The sequence below is a fragment of the Burkholderia sp. FW306-1C-G01B genome (genome assembly GCF_058781685.1).
Genome location: NZ_JBYSWZ010000002.1, coordinates 1 through 20,441, shown reverse-complemented (window position 1 = coordinate 20,441; position 20,441 = coordinate 1). Strand labels below are relative to the sequence as shown.

Here is a 20,441-nt window from a genome sequence, read left to right as displayed (position 1 = left end):
TTGAAACGGATTAATCTTGCGCAGGCGCTGGAACAGTGTGCCGACGATGCCGTACTGCAGCGGATCGCGGACCAGATGGGGCTGCCACCACACGTCGTCGCACACGTGCTCCGCAGTGCCGGCCCGGTGCTGGTCGCTGCGCTCGCGGTGCGCGCCGCACATGGGTGCGAGGATACGCAGGCCGTGTTCGACGCGCTGATGTCGCGCGACAGCAATGCACGTATCGGCAGCGAGTGCGCGCATCTCGTCGAGACGACCGCCGGACTCAAGGATTTCGAGCACCAGGGCCATGTGCTCGCGACCCGCGCGACCGACATACCGGTGGCGGCATTGAGCGACCACATCGCGGTGCGCACCGGTGTGCCGACGCAGCCGGCAAGTGTGCTCTGTTCCATCGCGGCAGCGATGCTTGCAGGGCTCATCAAGCATCACGTATTGCTGGAGCAGGGCGACGTCACGCAGCTTCCCGGGTTGCTGGCGAGCCAGCTTCCTTCTGTTGCGAGCGGCATGGACGACGGCGTCGCCACACTATTCGGGTATCCGAATGTTCGTGCGTTGGCCGACACGATCGCGGTGCGGCTCGCCGCGGTTGCGGCGGACTTCCACTCGCGGCAGGTGTCCCACCGGCATTCGGACGATGCGCCGAATGCCGATACGATCGCGGCGCATGCGCGGGCGGACGAGAACCACCTCGCTGCGGCCCATCCACGCGTGCCCGACGCGCCGGCTTTCGAAGGTCCCGCTGGCGGGGCGACGCCGGACGAGGCGTCCGATGCCGTCGTCGGCAGCCGTCCACTGCGGACCGACCTGGGCGCCGCCCCCGCGCCCGGCGTAGACGCCGAAGTCACGGTCGCGCCGCATACGAAGCGGCCGGACGCACCAGACTATGCCCGTTTCGTGGCCGGGAAGGTCTATGCGAACGACGTGCACTACGCCGGCTCGATGGCGACGCCTGCGTATGCGGCGGCTTCGAATCCAGACGCGCCTCGCCAGACGTCACGGGTCGGGCGACGTGCGCGACTGTGGGTGCCGGTGCTGATACTTGTCGTTGCGGTCGTTGCGCTTGCCGTCTGGGCGAAGCGCGATGCATTGGCCGAGGTCATGTCCGTGCTGACGCCGGCTACGTCGGTTGCGTCGGCGCCCCGCGCGACTGCGCAAGCCGCCTATGCGAGCGTGGCTTCCGGTGCGGTCACGCCGGCGGCCGCGAGCGCCGCCGCTGCCGCCGAACCCGCCGCCCAGGCCCAGGCCACGGACTCGGAAGCGCTTGCGGCCGACACGTGGCTCGTCGCGCACACGAATGCTTCGGGAGCGCCTGCTGTCCAGGCCCTGCTCGACAGCGACGATCAGCGTCCGGCCGTGGTGGATCCCCTGCTGGCACGCTTCGGCAAGGGGCACTTTTCGGCATCGCTCAGGGCCGGCGGGAAGGGGGCCGCCGTCTGGCTTGACCACCTCGACGCGCTTTTACCGTTCATCGCGGTGCCGGGCGCCGAACTCACCGTCGAGCGCCATCGCGTGATGCTCGGCGGCCTAGCGCCGGATAACGCGGAGGGCTGGCGTCAGCGTCTGCAGCAGACGCTCGGGCCGGCTTTCGACGTGCAGGTGTTCGACAAGGCCGCAGCGGTCTCGCGGGCCACCGATTCGTTTCTGCATGCCATGGCCGCGCTGCTTCAGGCCGACTCCATGTGCAACCCGGGGCAGGCGGCCGCTGTACTGAACCGGCAGGTCGTCGATTTCGCCGCCGGCGACGACAGGCTGCCACCGCCCGCGGCCGAGAACCTGTCGACGTCTGCACAGCTGATGAAAACATGTGCTGTACGCAATCAGGCGCTGCGGTTCACGATCATTGCCCATGCGGACCGTGCGAACGACGGCGCGGGGCTGCTCGGGTTGACGCAGCGGCGCGCCGATGCCATCCGCAGTTTTCTCGTGAATGCAGGCGTGCCGGCTGCGTCCCTGGTCGCGCAGGGAGTCGGCGAGGACCGCCCGGTGGCCGGCACACTGACTGCCGCTGGCCAATTTGCCAACCGGCGCGTCGAATTCATGCCGCTTTGAGCGTGGGGAGGCTTGTATGCGAAGCGATACTGCAATTGATGTGCCCGATGACTTCTCGATACCGGGCGCTGTGTCGGTCAAGACATTGCATGAGGCACTCTCGCATGCGCAACGGACCTTCCTTGCGCAGCTCGTCGAGCATGCATTGAGTGACGATGCCTTCCTGGTCGCGTTGCTGGTCGTGCCGTTGCTCGATTTCGGTCAGCGGCGGCCCATTCCCGACATCGACTTGCGCGCGGTTTGCGGCTTCACGGTCAGACGATGGACCGACGCGGTCGATGAACTCGTGGGCCTCGGCGCCCTGCAGCGCTCGCGGCCCCGCCTGCCGGCCCGGCGTATTCCTGCCTTCAGGCTGGGCAGTCAATTCAGGCCGCGTTATGTTCGAGACGTTCACGATGGATCGCGCGATGACACGCACGTCTGATGTACCCGGGCAGGCAGGCGTCGCGAACCGGCTCTTCGAGGAAGCGGTCGCGGCGCATGGCCGCATGTCGTTGTCCGACGCGGAACGACTGTACCGGATGGTGCTGCGGCTCGCCTCAGGTCATCCGGAAGCCCTGAACAATCTCGGTGCGCTGCGCGAACGTGCGGGCGACGCGACTGAAGCCGAACGCTGCTACCGTACGGCGCTGCAACGAGCGCCGGACTACGTCGACGCGCGTTACAACCTGGGTCTGCTTCTGCACGGAAACCGGCAGTTCGCGGAGGCCGAGGATTGCTACCGGCGCGTGATCGCGGCGGTGCCCAGTCATGCAGCGGCCCACGTCTATCTCGCCGGTCTGATGCAGGAAACGGATCGTGCGGCCGATGCCGAATGGTCTTACCGGCACGCGATGTCGCTCGACCCCGACGACGCGGTCGCGCATCTTGGTCTCGGGCTGCTTTTCGTAGCGACCGGTCGGGCCTCGGAGGGTGAGGCCTGCCTTCGCGACGCATTGCGCCTCGCCCCGGACCTGAAAGACGCATGCGGTGCATTGGGCGCGCTGCTGCATCGCCAGCAGCGCTATACCGAAGCTGAAGCGTGCTACAGGCACGTGCTCGAACTCGATCCGGGGTCTGTCGAGATGCTGAATAACCTCGGCCGGCTGCTGCATGATGCGGGGCGTCTGACCGAAGCCGAACGGTACTTGCGGGAAGCGCTGGCCGCCGCGCCGGAACGCGCCCCCACCGCGTTCAATCTGAGCCTCGTGCTGCTTGCGATGGGCCGCTATGAAGAGGGCTGGGCGCTGTATGAGGCGCGATACGGCGAATCGGCGCACTGGGGTGATGATGCGCACTGTCACGTGCGGCCCGCACTGCGGTTCCCGGAATGGCGGGGCCAGCCGCTGGCGGGAAAATCGATGGTGGTGTGGGCCGAGCAGGGGCTGGGCGATTGCGTGCAGTTTGCTCGGTACCTTCCCGTTTTGAAGGCGAAAGGGGCATCGGGACTGACGCTCGTCTGCCCGCGCACCCTGTGTCGATTGTTGCAAACGCTCGAGGGCGTCGACGAATGCGTGCCGGACGATGACGCGTCGCATCTGACCGAACACGACTATGCCTGCATGCTGATGAGCTTGCCGCTGCACACGGGGACGACGCTCGCGACGCTGCCGGCAGACGTGCCTTATCTGCGCGTGTCGTATGCTCAAGCGGCACGGTGGCGTCGTCGCATTTCCGCGGACGGATTCCGGGTCGGCCTCGTCTGGGCGGGCGATCCTCGGCCGTACATGCCGGGCGCCAGCGCGATCGATCGCCGGCGTTCGCTCGACGCCACAGCCCTGCTGCCGTTGCTGACCGTGCGCGGTGCGACCTTCGTGAGTCTCCAGAAGGGGGAGGCGGCGCGCAGTCAGATGGCCGGCATTCCAGCCGGGTTGCGCCCGCTCGATCCAATGGAGGAGGTGGACGACTTTGCCGACACCGCGGCGATCATTTCCACACTCGACGTCATCATCACCGCCGACACGTCCGTCGCTCATGTCGCCGGCGCGTTGGGGAAGCCCGTCTGGATTCTCTGCCGCTTCGATGGTTGCTGGCGATGGCTCGACGGTCGCGACGATTCACCGTGGTACCCGTCGGCGCGGCTCTTCCGTCAGGAGACGCCAGGGGACTGGGCCAGCGTGATCGAACGCGTGCGCACCGCCCTGCAACGGAAGGTGCCGGCATGACAACCTTTCTCTACGCTCACCGGCTGCGTGCTGCCTGTAGCACCGACGTTGGCGTCGCGCACCCGGTCCATCAGGATCTGCATGACATGGATATTTCTTACGAAACCGATGCGCTATTCCGCGGCGCACTGCTCGGACTCGTCTGCGGCGCTGCTGCCGTGCCCTTCGCGGGTTACGCGATCGAATCCCTTACGAGGTTGCCTGCCGACGGGTGGCGGCCTGTCGTCGGCGGGGTTGCCTTGATGACCTTGGCGCTGATTGTGCCGCCCGTCATCGCGCTGATCAGGGCGAAGCGCTCGCCCATGAGGGCCTACGACGCACGCCGGTTGCAGGCAGTCCTTCAGGGGCGGCTCGTGGGTGTCGTGCTCGGGGTATTGTTTGGCATCTCGTTTCTCGCGAGATGAGGCGGCCGTGGCACTCAGTCCTCCGTTTCCCGTCAGCTTTGCAGGAGATGTCGCAGCAGGGAAGTCATCGTCTGTGCCAAGTAAGTCAGCACCAATATGAAACTATCGAAAATAGATCAATTGATGTTGGATGGAGTTGGAAGAGGGCGTGTGGATACATTCTTTATCCGGACGCGAAAAAATCATTCATCGATATATCTCCGCAGATCTCACCAAAAAAATTTGATATTGATAATACGAGATCGAAAACTACGCTTTGCCTATCGGAATGGCGGTTATTGGGCCGTGATCTTCAATCCCTTGTGGTTCAATGAGTCGGCGATGAAGCCCAGTCCAAAACTGACGCCTTTCATGCCTGCTGGCGGGTTCTATACGAGCGTTCGATAAAACGAACATTTTGATGAACCGGACAACCAGAACAATTTCCTGAAAAGGCTCACCGTCGCATGTCATTCCCCCATCGCCCCATTGCCTTCATACTCGCAGCCTCGAATCATGGCACGATGATCGTCAATCGCAACGACTACAACGTCGCCGCCTCCGGAGGCGTCTACGGTGTCGGACAGCAGATTCTGCAACAGTCGAGCTATGACGTGAGTGAAGTCGCCTTCGCGCTTGCCCTGCTTAGCCGCCGGCAGCAGTATTTCGGCGATGGTGTCGTGGCGATCGATGGCGGAGCCAACATTGGCGTGCATACGATCGAATGGGCTCGTCACATGCACGGCTGGGGACGCGTGCTCAGTTTTGAAGCGCAGGAGGTCATCTACTATGCGCTGGCGGGCAACATCGCTCTCAATAATTGCCTGAATGCACGCGCGAAGCTTGCCGCTCTGGGCGAGCACAACGGCGAATTGATCGTTCCACAACCGGACTATTTCGCGCACGCCAGCTTCGGCAGTCTCGAATTGCGCCAGCAAGGGAACACCGAAGATATCGGGCAGCGCATTTCGTACGACCCGTCAAACGGAACGCGTGTGCCGATGATCAGCATCGATTCGCTTGGACTCGAACGCGTCGATTTCTTCAAGCTCGACGTCGAAGGGATGGAAGTCGACGTGCTGCGCGGAGCCCGACACATGCTGCAGACGCTCAAGCCGATACTGGCGATCGAAATTATCAAATCCGATCAGGCAGCAATCAAAGCCATGCTCGACGAATTCGGATACCGCTATTTCCCGGCTGGGATGAATCTCATCGCTGCTCACACGGGTGATCCAGTGCTGCAACACCTGAGCCATCAGGATGGAGTGACCTATCTCAATTGAGGCGGATGCGGTCTGCGAAGGCTTTAACCTGGCGACGATTTGGTTGCGACCGACCCGTGCATCGATCGCCGCCCAAACGTTCTTGGGGTAGGAGACGCCCAGGGACTGGACCCGCGTGATCGAACGCGTGCGCACCGTCCTGCAACGGAAGGTGCCGGCATGAAAATCTTTCTCCACGCTCACTGGGTGCGCGCTGCCTGCAGCACAGACGTTGGCGTTGCGCGTCGGGTCCATCAGGATCTGCACGACATGGATATCTCTTACGAAACCGATGCGCTGTTCCGCGTCTGCGGCGCTGCTGCCGTGCCCTTCGCGGGTTACGCGATCGAATCCCTTACGAGGTTGCCTGCCGATGGGTGGCGGCCTGTCGTCGGCGGGTTGCCTTGGTGACCTCGGCGCTGATTGTGCCGCCCGTCATCGCGCTGATCAGGGCGAAGCGCTCGCCCATGAGGACCTACGACGCATGCCGGTTGCAGGCAGTCCTTCAGGGGCGGCTCGTGGGTGTCGTGCTCGGGGTGTTGTTTGGCATCTCGTTTCTCGCGAGATGAGGCGGCAGCCCTGGCATCCGGTCCTCCGTTTCCCGTCAACCCGGTCTGCATGATCTCGCAGCCCACCACGCATGTGCGCCGTGAAGCATTTGCGCGGCGACAGATCGCGGCATCGTAGGCCGGAGCCCCGCGAGCAGGGACAAGTGCGCCACGCGCGTTGCATGTTCCTTGGAAGGTAATCACCGCGTTTCCTGCGCGAAGAGAGGGATTATCATTGGTCGATTCACAGAAATAATATATAAATTGTTTAATTCGGGCCAATAAAACGTCTCGTTGACAAGTTGCCGTGCGATCGATGTAGCGCAGATTTCGCAAAAATTTTCCGGTGACCATATTTGGGGATTTTGGTGATCCGTGTAGGGAAATCCTTATCGATGAATTGAGAATGATCTGATGAGGCTATAGGAATTCCGGATAAGGATAAATAATCGTGCGCGTCATTTTCAATGTTTAACATTATTAACAATTTCGTGAGGATACACTCCTCCAAGTCGAGAGCCGAGAAGGCTGAAGATTAAAATTCCAGGGTGGCTCTAGCCACGCATATCGAAATACATTTTCAGACATGGAAATGATCTGAGGGACTGGCATGTACGAAACGGGGAGAAAAGTCGGATATGCGCGCGTGTCGACCGACGAACAGCATCTCGATATGCAGATCAAGGCACTCGAGACCTTCGGATGCGACGGGATCTATTTCGACAAGGGAATTTCGGGCGCAAAGTTCGAGCGACCGGGCTTGCGCAGCGTACTGGAGGTGACGGCAACCGGCGATACGCTCGTCGTCTGGAAGCTCGATCGGCTCGGACGCTCGCTCAGCCATCTAGCGAACATCATGGCTCAGCTCGACAAGCGTAAGATCCGCGTCGTATCGCTGACGGAATATATTGATACGCGCTCGTCGAGCGGGCGCTTTACTTTCCATATGCTCGCGGCCATTGCCGAGTTCGAGCGAGGCCTAATTAGTGAGCGGACGCGTGCTGGGATGGAGGCCGCCCGCGACCGGGGCAGCCAGATCGGGCGCCCGAAGGTACTGAGCGACGCCCAATGTATCGAGGCGCAGGACTTGTTGAGACACTACTCCCTGTCACAGGTTGCAAAACGCTTCAACGTGCACCGTGCGACCTTGATGCGACATATCAAATCGTATCGGGCTGAAGTCGAACATATGTATGTTCCTGATGCTGGAATTAATTCGAGCGTGGCCGAACCCCGTCCTTCGACCGAAATCTAGTTTATTTTGTATTGAAATATATCAATTTAAAATATATTGCCAAGTCAGATAAATTGGCTGGCGCGAACATTGTTTTCTATCGCATATCGAATCAGGTCGGCATTATTGCCGATGCCAAGCTTCTGCATGAGTCTCATTTTATGTGTGCTGATGGTTTTAGCGCTGAGGGAAAACTCGGCGGCAATTTCGTTTATGGTGCAGCCTGCGGCAAGACGCTCCAGCACTTGCTGTTCGCGAGCCGATAGCAATTCCCTGCCAGCCGGTAGCGCTTGAGGCGCGTCAAAGATAAGTGTTTCGACGAGCTGCGGGTCGATGAAGCGCCCGCCGCTGGCGAGCCGGCGAATTGCTGAAATCAGCATGTGAGGCTCGCTGGTCTTTGCCAAGTAGCCAGACGCACCGGCGCGCAATGCACGAGTGACTGTCTGGCTGTCGTCATGAACGCTCAGCACCAGGATCGGCAGTGCTGGATATTCGTGACGGATCGACAGGATCAATTCGACGCCTGACGCTCCGGGCAACATCATGTCGAGTAGCAACATGTCAAACGGCCGAGTCCGCAGAAGTGCGAGCGCCTCGTCGCCATCTCCGGCTTCCGCCACCACAGCGATGTCAGGCGTCGTGGAAAGGATTTGCTTGATGCCGGCGCGGACGAGGGTATGGTCGTCGACGATAAAGGTGCGGATCATAAGGCGTACCCACTCGGAGGTAAGTGGCTGCAGACATACGTGGCGTCTCGCACCAATCGGGTGCGTTACGACGCATCTACTTCGTAATGTTGAAAAATTGGCGCGATTATAATTGCGTGCGAAAAAATTGACAGCAAGGCCTCAGGTATTGGCGTGTGGTGATTTTGCCTCGGCCACGAAGGCGGGTTGCCAGTGCGGTAGCTCGTGTCGGAGCTAGTCGTTTCACGGTTCTATGAATTGGGGGCAAATCCCCTCGGTCCATCGGTATCTCCGTTGAGACGAACGGCACGCTCGGCCGGTTCGATTTCGCGGTCGCCGCGTTTCGCTGCTCAATTGCAGCGCAGCCCCGCCGCGCGGTAGCACGGCCGCGACCATTGCTACCGCGATTCAGGGCAGAGGACGTAGAAGCGGTTCAGAGGAGCCTTGAATTGTTGTACGATGACGGACAAGCAGTGGTGCATCGCAGCGTCGGGAGCGTTATCTGCAACACGTCGACGCTGATCTCTTTCGGGCGCGCGGCGCACTTTTGCGAGCTGCTGTTCAATGGCCCGCCTGATTCGGATTTCGGCCTTTTTTCTGGTGCTGCGATGTTCGTCGCACCCCCGACGGGTTTAGCATCGACCGTCTACTGGACCACGTGAAGAAGTTGGCATGACGTCTTGCATCAAATGGCTGGTATACCCGCTTCGGCGGCTCGGATTGCATGGCCGGCTGATGTTGGGGCTGTTTGCGATGATGCTTGTTGTCGGCGGAATCGGTGGATACGCACTGACGCAGCACGAAGAGGAAATTCACTTTGCCGAGCTGGAGAGCAGGACGGCACGTATCAGCGATTTCCTGAGTCTGGCAATCGCCCCCTTGCTACGTAACGGCGACAAGCCGTCCATCGACGCGCTGATCAATTCTCTTGCTGGCAATCCCGAAGTCGACGAGTTCACGGTCACGACGGTCCAGGGTGGCGTCATCTCATCGGTAAGGCCACATCCGTCCACTCATCCGATGGGCGAGATCGTCCGGGTTACCGGGATATATCATGCAGGTCCGGACGGCGCGGATCGTGAGCGCCTGGGCTCTATCAAAGTCGTGATGTCGACCGACATCGTGAGAGCTGAGATTCGGCACGCTCAGACGATACTACTTACAACCTTTTTCGTCCTGCTCGCTGGGTTGCATATCGTCACACTGTATCTGCTGAAATGGATGGTGCGGAGGCCCATCGACCGATTGTCCCGCAAGGTGGACCGGATTGCATTGGGTGATCTGAGTGTCACGGGCTCCGTCGGGACAAGGGGGCAACTCGCCATGTTTGCGGCGCGTGTGGATATCATGGTTCGCAACGTAGGTGCGACGATAAACTCGTTACGTGCGAGTGAAACAAAGTATCGGCGCATTTTCGAGAACTCAAGCGAAGGGATATTCCGGCTGGATCGCGACGGCCAGCTCCTGGACGTGAATCCCGCAATGGTCCGTTTGTTCGATTACCCGTCCGCAGATCAACTGAAGCAAGCAAGCCTGGGAGGAGACGCACGGAGACGCTTGTTTTCCGCGGAGCAAATTAGCGAACTTTTTGCGAATGCGAGTGCGCATAATGGCGTCGTCGCATGCGAGATGGAACTACGCAAGCTGCATGGCGAGCGGATATGGGTAGAACTGAATGCACGAGCAATCGTGAACTCGTCGGGATCCGTCGAATTTCTGGAAGGCATGATCTCGAACATTACCGAGCGGCGACGTGCGCATCAGCGGCTGCTAATGCATCGCGAGCGCCTGGCCGGCGAAGTGTCCGAGCGACGGCGAGCTGAAGCCAACCTCCGGGCTTCGAAAAAGCGACTGCGGGAATTGGCGGAGTACATGGAATCGATTCGGGAAGAAGAGCGCAAGCAGATTGCATTGACGATTCACGACGAGTTGGGCCAGATGCTGACCACACTGAAAATCAACCTCGGCCTGCTCGGGAGAATTGCGCCTGTTTCGGAGCAGCAAGAACAGAAGATTGTCGAGATGGCTAGCCTCGTCGATAAGACGGTACGGATTGTGCGCGATGTTGCGAGCCATCTTCGGCCGGCCGCACTCAATTACGGCCTGGCATCCGCGCTCGAGTGGCTCGCTGTGGAGTTCTCCCGTCACGAACTGATGACGTGCCGCTTTCTGCTCATCGGCGAAGAGCCGGCGCTCGACGAGCCGCGTGCGACCGCGGTGTTTCGAGTGGCCCAGGAGGCCCTGACCAACATCATGCGCCACGCCAATGCCACCCACGTCGAACTGCGAATGGCTGATCTTGGCGCCGCATACGAACTGTCGATTGCGGACAATGGCCAAGGTTTCGAAATGAAGACCTCATCTCGGCGAACCACCTATGGTTTGCTCGGAATGCAAGAGCGAGCGAGAGCGCTTGGGGCGGAGATTGAAATCGATAGTGCCGCCGGGACGGGGACCGTCGTGCGTGTTGTTTTGCCGAAGGCGCTGAATGTGTCGCAGCGAGCGGACTTCGCATGGTAATGCGGGGATTTGCAGCAGACGCACACGCGATTGTGCGCTTACTGCTCGTTCGCCAGACGGGCGTGCTCGTCGTTGTCCATCACTAGCGCACGCATTTTTGTGACGTCCGCCGGAAAAGAAGGATGCCGACGTTTCGTACAATCGAGAAACGGAGGCATGGATGAATCGAATTCCACGAGCGGTCTATACGAATGAGCTTCGGGACGAAGCCGTCAAGCTGGCGTTGACTGAAGGTGTTGGTGTATCGGAAGCTTCCCGGCGCTTGTCGATCCCGATCAAGACCCTGGCAAACTGGGTACGCGCGGCGAAGGCCGGTAAGCTGAAAGCTGCCTCCGCAGCGACATAATGTATGCGTCCATATTCGCGCTTGCGTAGCAAGCTCAAGCTCAATGGAAAGTACGGTTACCACCTCGTTTCAGTACGTGGCTCAGGGTACAAGCTGGCGTCTGAGTACAGCCGGACTGGAGAAACTGTGCTGCCGCGCGCGGTCAACTATTGACAGACGAATACAGCGTAAATTGCGTGCTAATCCATTGAGTCGCACGGAGAAAGTCGACGTCGTATCATTTGCGCGGCGGCGATACGGCGAGGCGAACGGTTATTGTCGGGGGTAATGGTGCGAGCCCGATGCGATTGCTTCTGGCGCTTCGGTGTATGCGTTGTATTGCTGGCGAGGGGATAGCGCCTGAAGAATGGGATCATCGACCTTGATAAATGAACCGCTCCGGATTTGGTGGAGACTCCAATTCTTGAGAGAATGGGGCGCCCGCGCCGCCTCGAAATGGCTGAAAGTTGATTCCGTCTGCTTGGAGTGCAGTACCGGCTCCCAGGCGCGCTGCCGCGATTGCACGATGGTCGGTGCCCCACCCACGAAATCACGGATAGGTCCTGTTTCAACAACGTCTCCTCGTTCGGATGTCCGTTTATTTTGCTAACGCGGTTGTGCCGTCCTTAAATTCCGCTAATGCGTCTGACGAAGCTCGAGAAGGAGCGGCAATGATGGGTTCGGAAAAAATAGAATAGCAATGCAAAGGAAATCGCGAGCGGTTCGATCCACCAATCGAATCCTGTCGTTTGCCTCGCACGCTCCTTGAAACCGTCGCCAGCTTCAATTCTTCGTCGGTCAGGTCATTTCGACGCCGCGCTGCGCGCGACGAGTCACTATCGAGAGACGAGCATGTTCAAGAATTACCGTCGGTTGTGTTAGCGGAATCAACGGACACCATTAGCAGAATCTACGAACTTCAACGCTTGCTGACGAACATTCCGAATGCCGGACGGAAAAAGCCCGATGCGCAAAGCCGCCTGCCGAGCGATCGGTAACGGGGTTTTAAATTAATTGTCGATTTATTCAATATATCAATTGAAATCGAGCAAAAATTGGCTGGAATGAAAAACTATTAATTCGCTTGATGCGAATTAAAAAACTATCAATTCGGAAAGTTTATTTTTCCGATTTTTGCGGATAAGGTTCGGTTCGGTGAAAGTGATTTGTCAGAAAGCACGGCGATGAATCATCGCTTGCCGCGGTTTCAGTCGACCACCGCTTTTGCCGATCCGTGTGCGCGACGACGTCGACAGGACTCTCTGCCCGGGATCTTGCGGGGCAGGCTCGATGTGCGCATCTCCGTTCCGACATCAATGCCATGAGGGCTCATGAACAAGATCATCCGCAGATACGTTGCTTCCGTCATGCCATGCTCGCTGGCCGGCGTGGCGCTGCTGGTCGCGGCGGCCGGTGCTCACGCGCACGGCCGTTTGACCGAACCGCCTTCGCGCATCGTGCTGTGCACGCAGGGCCAGAATCCGAACTGCCCGGTCGACGCCTGGCACGCGAACGCGATGGAGAACGGCAAGTTCTTCCCCGCGACGCAAAGCGGCTTGTCCGATCCGTTCGCGCCGGACGACGCGAAGAATGCCGCACCACCGAAGGACGGCGAAATCGCCGGCGCCAGCACGAATGGCCCGCTGCCCATGCTGAACGAGCAGTCGCCGAGCCGCTGGCAGAAGGTCCCGCTACGGCCGGGCGCACTGCAGAATTTCAAATGGGAATTCAGTGCCGTGCACAAGACGCGTCGCTGGAACTACTTCATTACACGCGCCGACTGGAACCCGTCGGAAAAGCTGACGCGCGCGCAGTTCGAGCCCACGCCGTTCTGCACGATCCAGAATCCCGGCCAGCCATACTGGGACCCGAACGCGAACCTGGTGCCGCAGCAGCCGACCATTCACCAATGCCGGCTGCCGAAGCGTAGCGGTTACCACGTCATCCTGGCGGTCTGGGAAGTCGCGGATACGGCGATGGCGTTCTATCAGGTCGTCGACGCGACGTTCACCAATGGCGATACGATACGCAGCCCGTTCTGATACGGCTGCGACATGACGCGCCCGGCGATGCCCCGGGGCGTCATGGATTGAAGAACGCCGGTCAGGGGCGCGGCGGACGGCACTGACCCGGCAACCGGCTACCCGGCGACCACCTGGTTGCGACCTTGATGCTTCGCGCGGTACAGGCGTTCGTCCGCCTTGCGCAGGATCGCGTCGATCGTCTCGCCGTCCCGGCCGAATTCGGAGGCGCCGACGCTCACGGTGACCTTGATCGGTTCGCCGATGCCTGCTTCGAACGGCGCGCCCGCGATCGCCGCGCGGATGCGCTCGCCGATACGACGTGACCGAAATGCCGTAGATCGTCATCAGCGGCGAGCGGATGCGGCGCAAGACCAGCGCAACGACGTTCACGACCGAGAGCAGCAGTGCGCCGCCCTCCATCGACAGGCGCACCCACAGGTTGCCGGCCACCGGCGAGAAGGCGATCACGGTGAAAAGCCCAGAAAGCCCAGCGTAGCAACGGCTCGCCCGACAGGCGATAGCAGCGCCAGCAGACATACGTGACGAATGCGCCTTCGAGCGTGGCGGCCGCGATCGCCAGTGCGTGAAACGCATGATTCTCGAATTTAAGCGACGGGTCCTGGAAGAAGTACAGGTAGGCGATCAGGCACGCAGGCACCAGCGCGAAGCCGACCAGCAGGAGCCTGGCGTACACCCGGGCGACCAGTTGGGCGGTGCGGGTCGATTCTTGGGCGGCGACATTGACGGTCATGTTCTGCCTCCGGTTTCGGTGGATGCATCGAGGATGGGAACGGCAACGTGACGTCATGGCGGGTCGTTCGCCAATACGATGAAGCCCGATCGCATCGCCTGAATTACGTCAACTTGAACAATAATCCAGATGGCCGCGAGATATCTGTTTGAATTATCGAATGGCGAAAATTGCAATATGGCAATGCGATCGCATGAATGTTTCGGGTTTCGATATTGGCGGAAATAATCGATTCCAGGGTTGATGCCTGATGATTATGTAGTATAACAAATCGAAGTGCGGGTGCCGGGCTGAAACATCACTACATCGGTCGTCGAAATACCTGTATCCGCCACCGCGCGGCAAGCGCACCATCTCGGGTTTCACCAGCATTGACCGAAGTCGCGGCGTTTTCCGCATTTGATATAAAAACAGAATCAATATCGAAATTTGTCTTCAAGTGACAATTTTGTAAGGTCGTTCTCTTTTGAATTCGACCTGGGCGGAGCTTTGTCAATCGAAAGGGGAAACCATGAATCAGATCGGAATTGAGGGCATGAAAATGAAGAACAGCCAATCCGGAATCATGCGGCGATCGACCTTGAGGGGCGCGCTGGCGCTTTTGCTGGCATGGTCGTCTTTCGGCACCGGCGTTGCCGCGGCGGGCGGGACGGGTACCGGCACGGCGCCGGCATTCGTCTATAGCCCATACAAGGACGCGACGATTTCGATGAACTGGAACACGAACGTCATCTCGTCGAACGTCACGGGCCAGCTGAGCCCGGTGCTGTCGGTGCTGCCGGCCGGTGTACGTACGCTGACGCTCGCGTTTGCGACCGGTGAATGCGGCAGCGAGAACTGGGCGGGCGTCGACGGCGGCGCGATGGCGGCCGCCAATGTGCCGCTTTTCACCGCGGCCAATGTGAATTACGTGATTTCCACCGGCGGCGCGGCCGGCATGTTCACGTGCGGGACGGATGCGGGCATGGCGGCCTTCATCAATCGTTATGCATCGAGCAACCTGATCGGGATCGATTTCGATATCGAGGGCGGGCAGACACAACAGGTGATCAACGATCTCGTCCAGCGCATGGCAGTCGCCCAGCAGAATTATCCCGGCCTGCGCTTCAGCTTTACGCTGGCGACACTGGCCCCTTCCCAGCAGGGCGCAACCACGGCCAGCTCCTGGGGCGCCAGCGCCCCCGACAGCTTCAACGTGTATGGCGACTGGGTCATGCAGGCGATCCAGGCGTACGGCCTGAAGAACTACACCATCGACCTGATGACGATGGACTACGGGTCGGCGGGGGCGGGGAACTGCGTGGTCGCGAACGGTACCTGCCAGATGGGGCAATCGGCGATCCAGGCGGCGATGAACCTGCACGATCACTGGGGCGTACCGTACAGCCAGATCGAGCTGACGCCGATGATCGGCGGCAACGACGTGAGCGGCGAAACCTTTACGCCGGCGGATGCGGACACCGTTGCGCAGTTCGTGAAACAGAATGGTCTCGTGGGTGTCCACTTCTGGTCGTTCGACCGTGACGTCGATTGCCCGCCCGGCGCCGCATCGTCGACGTGCAACTCCATCGGCGGTGTCGGTACGCTCGGTTATACGAACCGGTTTGCCAACGACCTGGCGCCCGGAAATTGAACGAAGAGGGGCCAGGGAGGAGACCATGCGGACTGTCCGCATCATGGCGGCGAAGTTCCCCGTGGTCTCCGACTTCCACGACCGGCAACCGGAGGAATCGCCGTTGTCGAGGGCCGGGCCGCCGGCACTCGCGGGATGCGCTCGCCGGGGCGGAGGGTCAGTGTCCGCCCCGGGACGATGCGCCACGCTTGTCGAAGAAATGCCCCATCAGTTCGAGCAGCGGCCGGCGTCGCTTGGTCAGGGCGAATGCCCACTCGTGGGTCTGGCGCGGCACCTCGGCGGCCGAGACCGCATCGAGATGCCGTTGCGCGCGAGGAAGGTCGTACCACGGCAACCATGGATACGCGTGATGGGCGACGTGAAGATTGAAATTCAGGATCACCCAGCGTGACCAGACGGGAACGTTGGCGCAGCTGTGCGAGACCACGTCCTGCTCCCAGAGCGGCGGGCGTGCCGCGTCGTCGGCAAGCAGCGGGATCTCGGCGTGATGCGGAAGATTGAGCAGTTCGACGGCGACCAGCAACGCGACCCACAGAATCGTCGAGAACGCGATGAGGTTGCCGAGCACGCCCGCGCGATATGCCAGCGCGCCGACCGCCGCATAACCGGCCAGGTAGATCGCGCTGAAAGCCATCTCGGTATTCGATTTCGCGCGGTTCGCAGGCGTATCGCGTTGCAGGAACGGTGCAATCCAGTGGCTGAGGAAATGATTGAACGCCATCATCGGGATCCAGTGCCGCCAGATGAATTCGAGCGTACGCGCGTCGCGTTCCGTCATCACGGAAAACTTCTGGATCATCTTGCGGTTCTCCGGATCCCGTGTCGGGTGCGCGGTCCACGCGTGATGGCCCAGATGCGTTCTGCGCCGCGGCAGGTACGGCAACCCGATGATCCATCCGCAGAGATGGCCGATGGCCTCGTTGCAGACGCGCGTACTCGATGCGGCGTTATGCAATGCCTCGTGCATGATCAGATAGAGGTGAATCAGCGCGAGCATGGCGAGGGCGAGCGCGGCGAGACGTCCGAGCCCGCCGGCGAGCCAAAGCACCCACGCGGCGGCAAGCAACGCGATATCGGCGAGCCACAGCGCGAGCGTTGCGTTCCCCGTGGGTCCGTTCGGCAATGTCTCCTTGACCGAGCGCCATTCGTCTTGGGTCATGTGCTACCTCGATTGAGTGGATTGATTGGATGGGGGCGCGGCGCATGGCCGGCGCAGATGTCAGGCGGACAGGATGCGCTGGCCGATCTCGCCGTAGGCTGCATCGAGCACGTCGATGTGTTCGTCGAGTCCGTTCTTGCTCGCGAAGCTGTTATCCCGCCGGGCGAGCAGCAGGCAGTCGTAGCGCGCGCCGCGGCTCCAGTGCCACGCCGGCAAATAGGCGGTGATGCGGAATCCGGTTTCAAGCATCGCTTTGACCAGTGTCAGCTTGTCGGCGAGCACGATCGCGCCAACATAGGTCGTCGTGCTGCGCCGTTTCAGGAAACGAAGCAGATCGGCCGCGACATCGCGCTCGGTCATGAACGGGCCGCCGGCATGCTGGCAGAGATAAATCGCATCGGCCCGCTCGTCGACGCGAAACGTGAAGCCGTCCGAACACTCGTCCCCATGCCCCCAGAAACAGGTATCGGGATAGGGTTCCGGCGTGCCAGTGAGACCGAGCGGCTCGAAGATCGCGCTGCGCAGAACCTCGGACTCACGGAATATCGGGGAGAGCGGCAGGCAATGCCTGAAGTGCGGCGAGCGGAATTTTTCGATCGCGATGACGTGATGTTCACGCACGCCACGCGCGCTGTCGGGCGACCCGTCGTGTCCGACCACGACGCCATCGACATGACGCTGCAACGCACGCAGCGCGATATCGGTGCGGGCAATCGCGAATGCCAGGTCATGATCCGCGGCCGGCATCGTGTCGATCGCGGATTGCATCAGGGCCGACAGTACGCCCAGGTGACGATGGTGCCGGGAAATCATCGCGCGGCCGTATTCCCACGAGCGATTCTGCGCGTTGTAGCTGACGCTCATGCAACCGATCGTGGCTTGCGTCTCCTCTTCGGCGACAAACCACAGTTCCGACTTGTTCGATACGGCGTTCCTCACGTAGCGTGCATCGAGACAAGGGTGCGACGAGTCGCCATATTCCCGTTCGAACAGTGCACAGATTCTTGATGTGTCCGACACCGTTCCGCGACGTATCCTCAATTGCCGGTGGCCGCTGCCGTTGGGCGCGACGCTATTCCTGCCTGCCATGTTGCTGCCAATTGAATTCATCGCATTGCTTGCCCTGGTGATGGTTGGTGGCTGCGTCAGTCGAGAAGCGACCTGCGCATCGTCGGCGACGACTTTAATTATCGTTACGCTTGATTGTCAAATAAATTTAATCGATATAGCCATTGTTGATTTCATTTGAATGATGTGGGTGATGGTTGTTGAAAATGAGAATGACGTCAGGAGGTGAATGGGTGGGAGGCGCTTGCGTGGCAGGTCTCGAGGCCAGGCGTCTCGCGTCGCATGAAAAAGGTGGTGAAAAGATGGAGGAGGTCCTCGCGAATTACCATGCGGGATTGAATAATTCAGTCGAGTGATCGAATTGTTGTAAAGAAAATTATTGCGATATCGGTTCCATCTCTGGTTTTTGAAAAGCGGCTTTGTTTTATTTTTATTTTTGGCGTATTAAAGTCATTAATATAAAAATCCGGAATTTTGCCGGCCGCGATCGTTGCCCTTCGGCCGTTCCCGATCATCGCGAGGTTGACGGCCTGCCGCCGCCCGCCGCGCCGACAAAAATCGACAAATCGGAACAGATAGGCGCGATGTTCCCGCCTACCATCCGCACGTACCTCGCGCATTCCCGCACCACCGCAGCATCGACAGATGCATCGCCCGCGTTCCGCTGCACGTGTCTCCCTGGCACCCTCGCATCCTGACAAGCCGCCAACAAGCAAAGGATTCGCCATGTCCGCAAGATCGTTCGCTTCATTCGTGCTGATGCTGCTGCTCGCGGCGTGCGGAGGCGACTCGGATTCGTCGGTTCCCGGCAGCGCGTTCGCGGCGGCCTCGGCGCGTGCATCGCAAGCCGCCGCGTGGAAACCGCTCGTGCCCGGCACGAGCTGGCAATGGCAGATCGACGGCAACGCGATCAACGAGAAGGTGCTGGACGGCGTGAACAACCCGCGCAAGATGTTCGACGTCGACATGGAGCTGACCGATGCCGGCACGATCCAGCGCCTGAAGGGGAAGGGCATCTATGTCGTCTGCTACATGGAGGTGGGCGGGCGGGAAGACACCCGTGGCGATGCCGGGAAGTTTCCGGACAGCGTGCTCGGCAACCCGGTCGAAGGATACGAGGATCACGAGCGCTGGCTGGACATTCGCCAGACCACGATCCTGATGCCGCTGATGCTGGCGCGCCTCGACCAGGCAAAGAAGAAGGGCTGCGACGGCATCGAGCCGGACCTCGACGACAGCTATCGCCAGGAAACGGGCTTTCCGCTGACGCGTGACGATCAACTGCGGTACAACACGGCGCTGATCGCCGCCGCGCACGATCGCGGAATGTCGATGGGCCTCAAGAACGGCTCGGGTATCGCCACCGCGATGGCGAAAGTGGCCGACTGGGCGCTCAACGAGCAATGCAACAGGTTCCACGAGTGCGGCGACTATGCGAGCTTCATTGCGCTGAACAAGGCCGTGTTCAACGTCGAGTACACGCGTCCGGACGGCATGAAGCTCGCGGATTTTTGCCCGGCGGACAACCAGGCCAATTTCGACGGCATTCTGAAACTGTCGAGCGACACGCTCGCGGCGCTGCCGCGCGCGGCCTGCCGGTTCGAGTGAGCGGAGGCGCGGACGACGTGGCTTCGCCACGGCGAACAGGACGGGCCTGTCGCGCACGTCGCGCTCATGCTGTTGGCGTTCGAAGTTTCTGCCAATCGTGACCACAGGTACCGCTAACGCGTGAACTCTCGGCAGCGCTGCCAGCAAAGGGCGAGAGCGATGTTCTCGTCGTGTCCGCTGCGATGCTTTGGCGCAACAATAAGACTGAGGTGTGTTCACAAATTCTGCTGATGCACCTTCAAGAGCGTGAGATTGTGCTAGTGGCCCACGAGCGGCTTGATGGGGCATGCCGCCCGTGACAAGCTCATGGTGAGCGTTCGAGCGGTGAGCAACAAATTGGGTGCACGCGCAACGATTTTCTTCGGGCCACTACAGTAGATCGAGACTTCAATCGCTGCTTTGCAGGTTGATGGTAGCGGTCCGCATTGAATCTTGGCATACGCCCATACCGTGCTTCAACGCCGTCGTTTGGAACTCAGCACACTTCGCTGAAACGCCTCGCCGGTGGTCTGCGGCTGCTCACTTGCGCGACTTGCACTTCGCCTCCCCGCATTAGCGGAATAAATGGACGCGATTAGCGCTCTAACGGACGCCATTAGCAGAATCTACGAACTTCAACAGCTGCGAACCCTACAACGACATCGCTGAGCGTCACCAACTCGTGCACCTGGGATGCTGGGTTCACGTGAGACGGTACTTCGTCAAAGCGGAAGACAGCGTGCCGAAGGCAGCGCGCACGCCTGATCTGCTTGCGACGCGCTTCGTCAAGCTGATCGGCAAGCTGTTCGCGGCCGAAGCGCGTAGTGAAACATGGTCGGCACCTCGACGACAGCGATTGCGACGACGATACGGCACACATGTGCTCACCGCGATCCACACGCTGATGATCGAGCAGTCGCTAGGCGTCGCACCGAAGAGTTTGCTTGGCAAGGGGGTGACCTATCTGCGTTCGCAGTGGCTGAAGCGTAAGCGGCCAGCCAACCCGTCTTGACGAGCGAGTTTAGGCGGTGCTCAAGAGAGGCTGCCAGTGATGCGGCAGCA

18 protein-coding genes and 3 pseudogenes are annotated in these 20,441 nt (G+C 60.3%); 15 read left to right on the top strand and 6 right to left on the bottom strand.

What is annotated here, in order from left to right:
* The 7 genes from AC3WLY_RS04285 (at position 1) to AC3WLY_RS04255 (ending at position 7,647) form a co-directional block, all read left to right on the top strand.
* Positions 1–2,052 carry an OmpA family protein gene (locus AC3WLY_RS04285; protein WP_492310727.1) on the top strand — a complete coding sequence of 684 codons (2,052 nt, stop codon included), beginning with the start codon at positions 1–3 and terminating at the stop codon, positions 2,050–2,052.
* 16 nt (positions 2,053–2,068) lie between these two features.
* A complete protein-coding gene (locus tag AC3WLY_RS04280; protein ID WP_492310728.1) occupies positions 2,069–2,476 on the top strand; it encodes a hypothetical protein in 408 nt (135 codons plus the stop codon).
* The gene (locus AC3WLY_RS04275) at positions 2,430–4,196 is read left to right on the top strand and encodes a tetratricopeptide repeat protein (RefSeq protein WP_492332643.1); all 1,767 of its coding nucleotides are present in this window, start codon (positions 2,430–2,432) and stop codon (positions 4,194–4,196) included. The genes AC3WLY_RS04280 and AC3WLY_RS04275 overlap by 47 nt, the downstream gene beginning before the upstream one ends.
* Positions 4,193–4,600 (top strand): hypothetical protein, encoded by a 408-nt coding sequence (locus AC3WLY_RS04270; RefSeq protein ID WP_310140752.1) that lies wholly within the window; start codon positions 4,193–4,195, stop codon positions 4,598–4,600. The genes AC3WLY_RS04275 and AC3WLY_RS04270 overlap by 4 nt, the downstream gene beginning before the upstream one ends.
* A gap of 446 nt (positions 4,601–5,046) precedes the next feature.
* Positions 5,047–5,865, top strand: a complete 819-nt coding sequence (locus tag AC3WLY_RS04265) for an FkbM family methyltransferase (RefSeq protein ID WP_175959439.1) — start codon at positions 5,047–5,049, stop codon at positions 5,863–5,865.
* Between the two features lie 159 nt (positions 5,866–6,024).
* On the top strand, positions 6,025–6,255 hold the full coding sequence (locus AC3WLY_RS04260; protein WP_492310730.1) for a hypothetical protein: 231 nt from the start codon (positions 6,025–6,027) through the stop codon (positions 6,253–6,255).
* A gap of 747 nt (positions 6,256–7,002) precedes the next feature.
* Positions 7,003–7,647: a recombinase family protein gene (locus AC3WLY_RS04255; protein WP_175959438.1), complete on the top strand. Its 645-nt coding sequence runs from the start codon at positions 7,003–7,005 to the stop codon at positions 7,645–7,647.
* Between the two features lie 44 nt (positions 7,648–7,691).
* Here AC3WLY_RS04255 and AC3WLY_RS04250 read toward each other — a convergent pair whose 3' ends face one another.
* A complete protein-coding gene (locus AC3WLY_RS04250; protein ID WP_175959437.1) occupies positions 7,692–8,333 on the bottom strand; it encodes a response regulator in 642 nt (213 codons plus the stop codon).
* A gap of 428 nt (positions 8,334–8,761) precedes the next feature.
* Between AC3WLY_RS04250 and AC3WLY_RS04245 the strand changes: the two genes are divergently transcribed.
* The 4 genes and pseudogenes from AC3WLY_RS04245 to AC3WLY_RS04230 all read left to right on the top strand — a co-directional run bounded on the left by AC3WLY_RS04245 (position 8,762) and on the right by AC3WLY_RS04230 (position 13,199).
* Positions 8,762–8,974, top strand: coding sequence for a hypothetical protein (locus tag AC3WLY_RS04245; protein WP_175959436.1), 213 nt, complete (start codon positions 8,762–8,764; stop codon positions 8,972–8,974).
* Between the two features lie 10 nt (positions 8,975–8,984).
* A complete protein-coding gene (locus AC3WLY_RS04240) occupies positions 8,985–10,832 on the top strand; it encodes a PAS domain-containing sensor histidine kinase (RefSeq protein ID WP_492310731.1) in 1,848 nt (615 codons plus the stop codon).
* Positions 10,833–10,992: 160 nt separating this feature from the next.
* Positions 10,993–11,157, top strand: a pseudogene (locus AC3WLY_RS04235) (transposase); the annotation flags it as partial.
* 1,367 nt (positions 11,158–12,524) lie between these two features.
* Positions 12,525–13,199 (top strand): lytic polysaccharide monooxygenase, encoded by a 675-nt coding sequence (locus AC3WLY_RS04230; RefSeq protein WP_492310736.1) that lies wholly within the window; start codon positions 12,525–12,527, stop codon positions 13,197–13,199.
* Positions 13,200–13,297: 98 nt separating this feature from the next.
* Here the strand turns inward: AC3WLY_RS04230 and AC3WLY_RS04225 are convergent, their stop codons facing one another.
* Together AC3WLY_RS04225 and AC3WLY_RS04220 are read right to left on the bottom strand one after the other, a co-directional pair.
* Positions 13,298–13,444: a diguanylate cyclase gene (locus AC3WLY_RS04225; protein ID WP_432207761.1), complete on the bottom strand. Its 147-nt coding sequence runs from the start codon at positions 13,442–13,444 to the stop codon at positions 13,298–13,300.
* 49 nt (positions 13,445–13,493) lie between these two features.
* Positions 13,494–13,932: pseudogene (locus AC3WLY_RS04220) on the bottom strand (hypothetical protein); the annotation flags it as partial.
* A gap of 511 nt (positions 13,933–14,443) precedes the next feature.
* Between AC3WLY_RS04220 and AC3WLY_RS04215 the strand changes: the two are divergent.
* On the top strand, positions 14,444–15,565 hold the full coding sequence (locus tag AC3WLY_RS04215; RefSeq protein WP_492310732.1) for a chitinase: 1,122 nt from the start codon (positions 14,444–14,446) through the stop codon (positions 15,563–15,565).
* Between the two features lie 157 nt (positions 15,566–15,722).
* On the opposite strand, the gene AC3WLY_RS04210 is transcribed toward AC3WLY_RS04215, so the two are convergent.
* Together AC3WLY_RS04210 and AC3WLY_RS04205 are read right to left on the bottom strand one after the other, a co-directional pair.
* Positions 15,723–16,724 (bottom strand): fatty acid desaturase family protein, encoded by a 1,002-nt coding sequence (locus AC3WLY_RS04210; protein WP_175959434.1) that lies wholly within the window; start codon positions 16,722–16,724, stop codon positions 15,723–15,725.
* A gap of 60 nt (positions 16,725–16,784) precedes the next feature.
* The gene (locus tag AC3WLY_RS04205; protein WP_310134210.1) at positions 16,785–17,813 is read right to left on the bottom strand and encodes a GNAT family N-acetyltransferase; all 1,029 of its coding nucleotides are present in this window, start codon (positions 17,811–17,813) and stop codon (positions 16,785–16,787) included.
* On the opposite strand from AC3WLY_RS04205, the gene AC3WLY_RS04200 reads away from it, so the two are divergent.
* Positions 17,734–17,973 carry a hypothetical protein gene (locus tag AC3WLY_RS04200; protein WP_492310738.1) on the top strand — a complete coding sequence of 80 codons (240 nt, stop codon included), beginning with the start codon at positions 17,734–17,736 and terminating at the stop codon, positions 17,971–17,973. The genes AC3WLY_RS04205 and AC3WLY_RS04200 overlap by 80 nt on opposite strands.
* Before the next feature lie 163 nt (positions 17,974–18,136).
* Here the strand turns inward: AC3WLY_RS04200 and AC3WLY_RS04195 are convergent, their stop codons facing one another.
* A complete protein-coding gene (locus tag AC3WLY_RS04195; RefSeq protein ID WP_492310733.1) occupies positions 18,137–18,520 on the bottom strand; it encodes a hypothetical protein in 384 nt (127 codons plus the stop codon).
* On the opposite strand from AC3WLY_RS04195, the gene AC3WLY_RS04190 reads away from it, so the two are divergent.
* The gene (locus AC3WLY_RS04190; protein WP_492310734.1) at positions 18,519–19,400 is read left to right on the top strand and encodes an endo alpha-1,4 polygalactosaminidase; all 882 of its coding nucleotides are present in this window, start codon (positions 18,519–18,521) and stop codon (positions 19,398–19,400) included. The genes AC3WLY_RS04195 and AC3WLY_RS04190 overlap by 2 nt on opposite strands.
* 625 nt (positions 19,401–20,025) lie before the next feature.
* Positions 20,026–20,373: pseudogene (locus tag AC3WLY_RS04185) on the top strand (IS66 family transposase); the annotation flags it as partial.
* Between the last annotated feature and the right edge of the window lie 68 nt (positions 20,374–20,441).

Excerpts from the sequence above, each read along its gene's own strand:
- AC3WLY_RS04275 (WP_492332643.1), top strand. The coding sequence starts at position 2,430 with ATGTTCGAGACGTTCACGATGGATCGCGCGATGACACGCACGTCTGAT.
- AC3WLY_RS04255 (WP_175959438.1), top strand. The coding sequence starts at position 7,003 with ATGTACGAAACGGGGAGAAAAGTCGGATATGCGCGCGTGTCGACCGAC.
- AC3WLY_RS04280 (WP_492310728.1), top strand. The coding sequence starts at position 2,069 with ATGCGAAGCGATACTGCAATTGATGTGCCCGATGACTTCTCGATACCG.
- AC3WLY_RS04270 (WP_310140752.1), top strand. The coding sequence starts at position 4,193 with ATGACAACCTTTCTCTACGCTCACCGGCTGCGTGCTGCCTGTAGCACC.
- AC3WLY_RS04190 (WP_492310734.1), top strand. The coding sequence starts at position 18,519 with ATGTCCGCAAGATCGTTCGCTTCATTCGTGCTGATGCTGCTGCTCGCG.
- AC3WLY_RS04250 (WP_175959437.1), bottom strand. The coding sequence starts at position 8,333 with ATGATCCGCACCTTTATCGTCGACGACCATACCCTCGTCCGCGCCGGC.
- AC3WLY_RS04205 (WP_310134210.1), bottom strand. The coding sequence starts at position 17,813 with ATGGCAGGCAGGAATAGCGTCGCGCCCAACGGCAGCGGCCACCGGCAA.
- AC3WLY_RS04230 (WP_492310736.1), top strand. The coding sequence starts at position 12,525 with ATGCCATGCTCGCTGGCCGGCGTGGCGCTGCTGGTCGCGGCGGCCGGT.
- AC3WLY_RS04265 (WP_175959439.1), top strand. The coding sequence starts at position 5,047 with ATGTCATTCCCCCATCGCCCCATTGCCTTCATACTCGCAGCCTCGAAT.
- AC3WLY_RS04195 (WP_492310733.1), bottom strand. The coding sequence starts at position 18,520 with ATGGCGAATCCTTTGCTTGTTGGCGGCTTGTCAGGATGCGAGGGTGCC.
- AC3WLY_RS04240 (WP_492310731.1), top strand. The coding sequence starts at position 8,985 with ATGACGTCTTGCATCAAATGGCTGGTATACCCGCTTCGGCGGCTCGGA.
- AC3WLY_RS04260 (WP_492310730.1), top strand. The coding sequence starts at position 6,025 with ATGAAAATCTTTCTCCACGCTCACTGGGTGCGCGCTGCCTGCAGCACA.
- AC3WLY_RS04210 (WP_175959434.1), bottom strand. The coding sequence starts at position 16,724 with ATGACCCAAGACGAATGGCGCTCGGTCAAGGAGACATTGCCGAACGGA.
- AC3WLY_RS04215 (WP_492310732.1), top strand. The coding sequence starts at position 14,444 with ATGAATCAGATCGGAATTGAGGGCATGAAAATGAAGAACAGCCAATCC.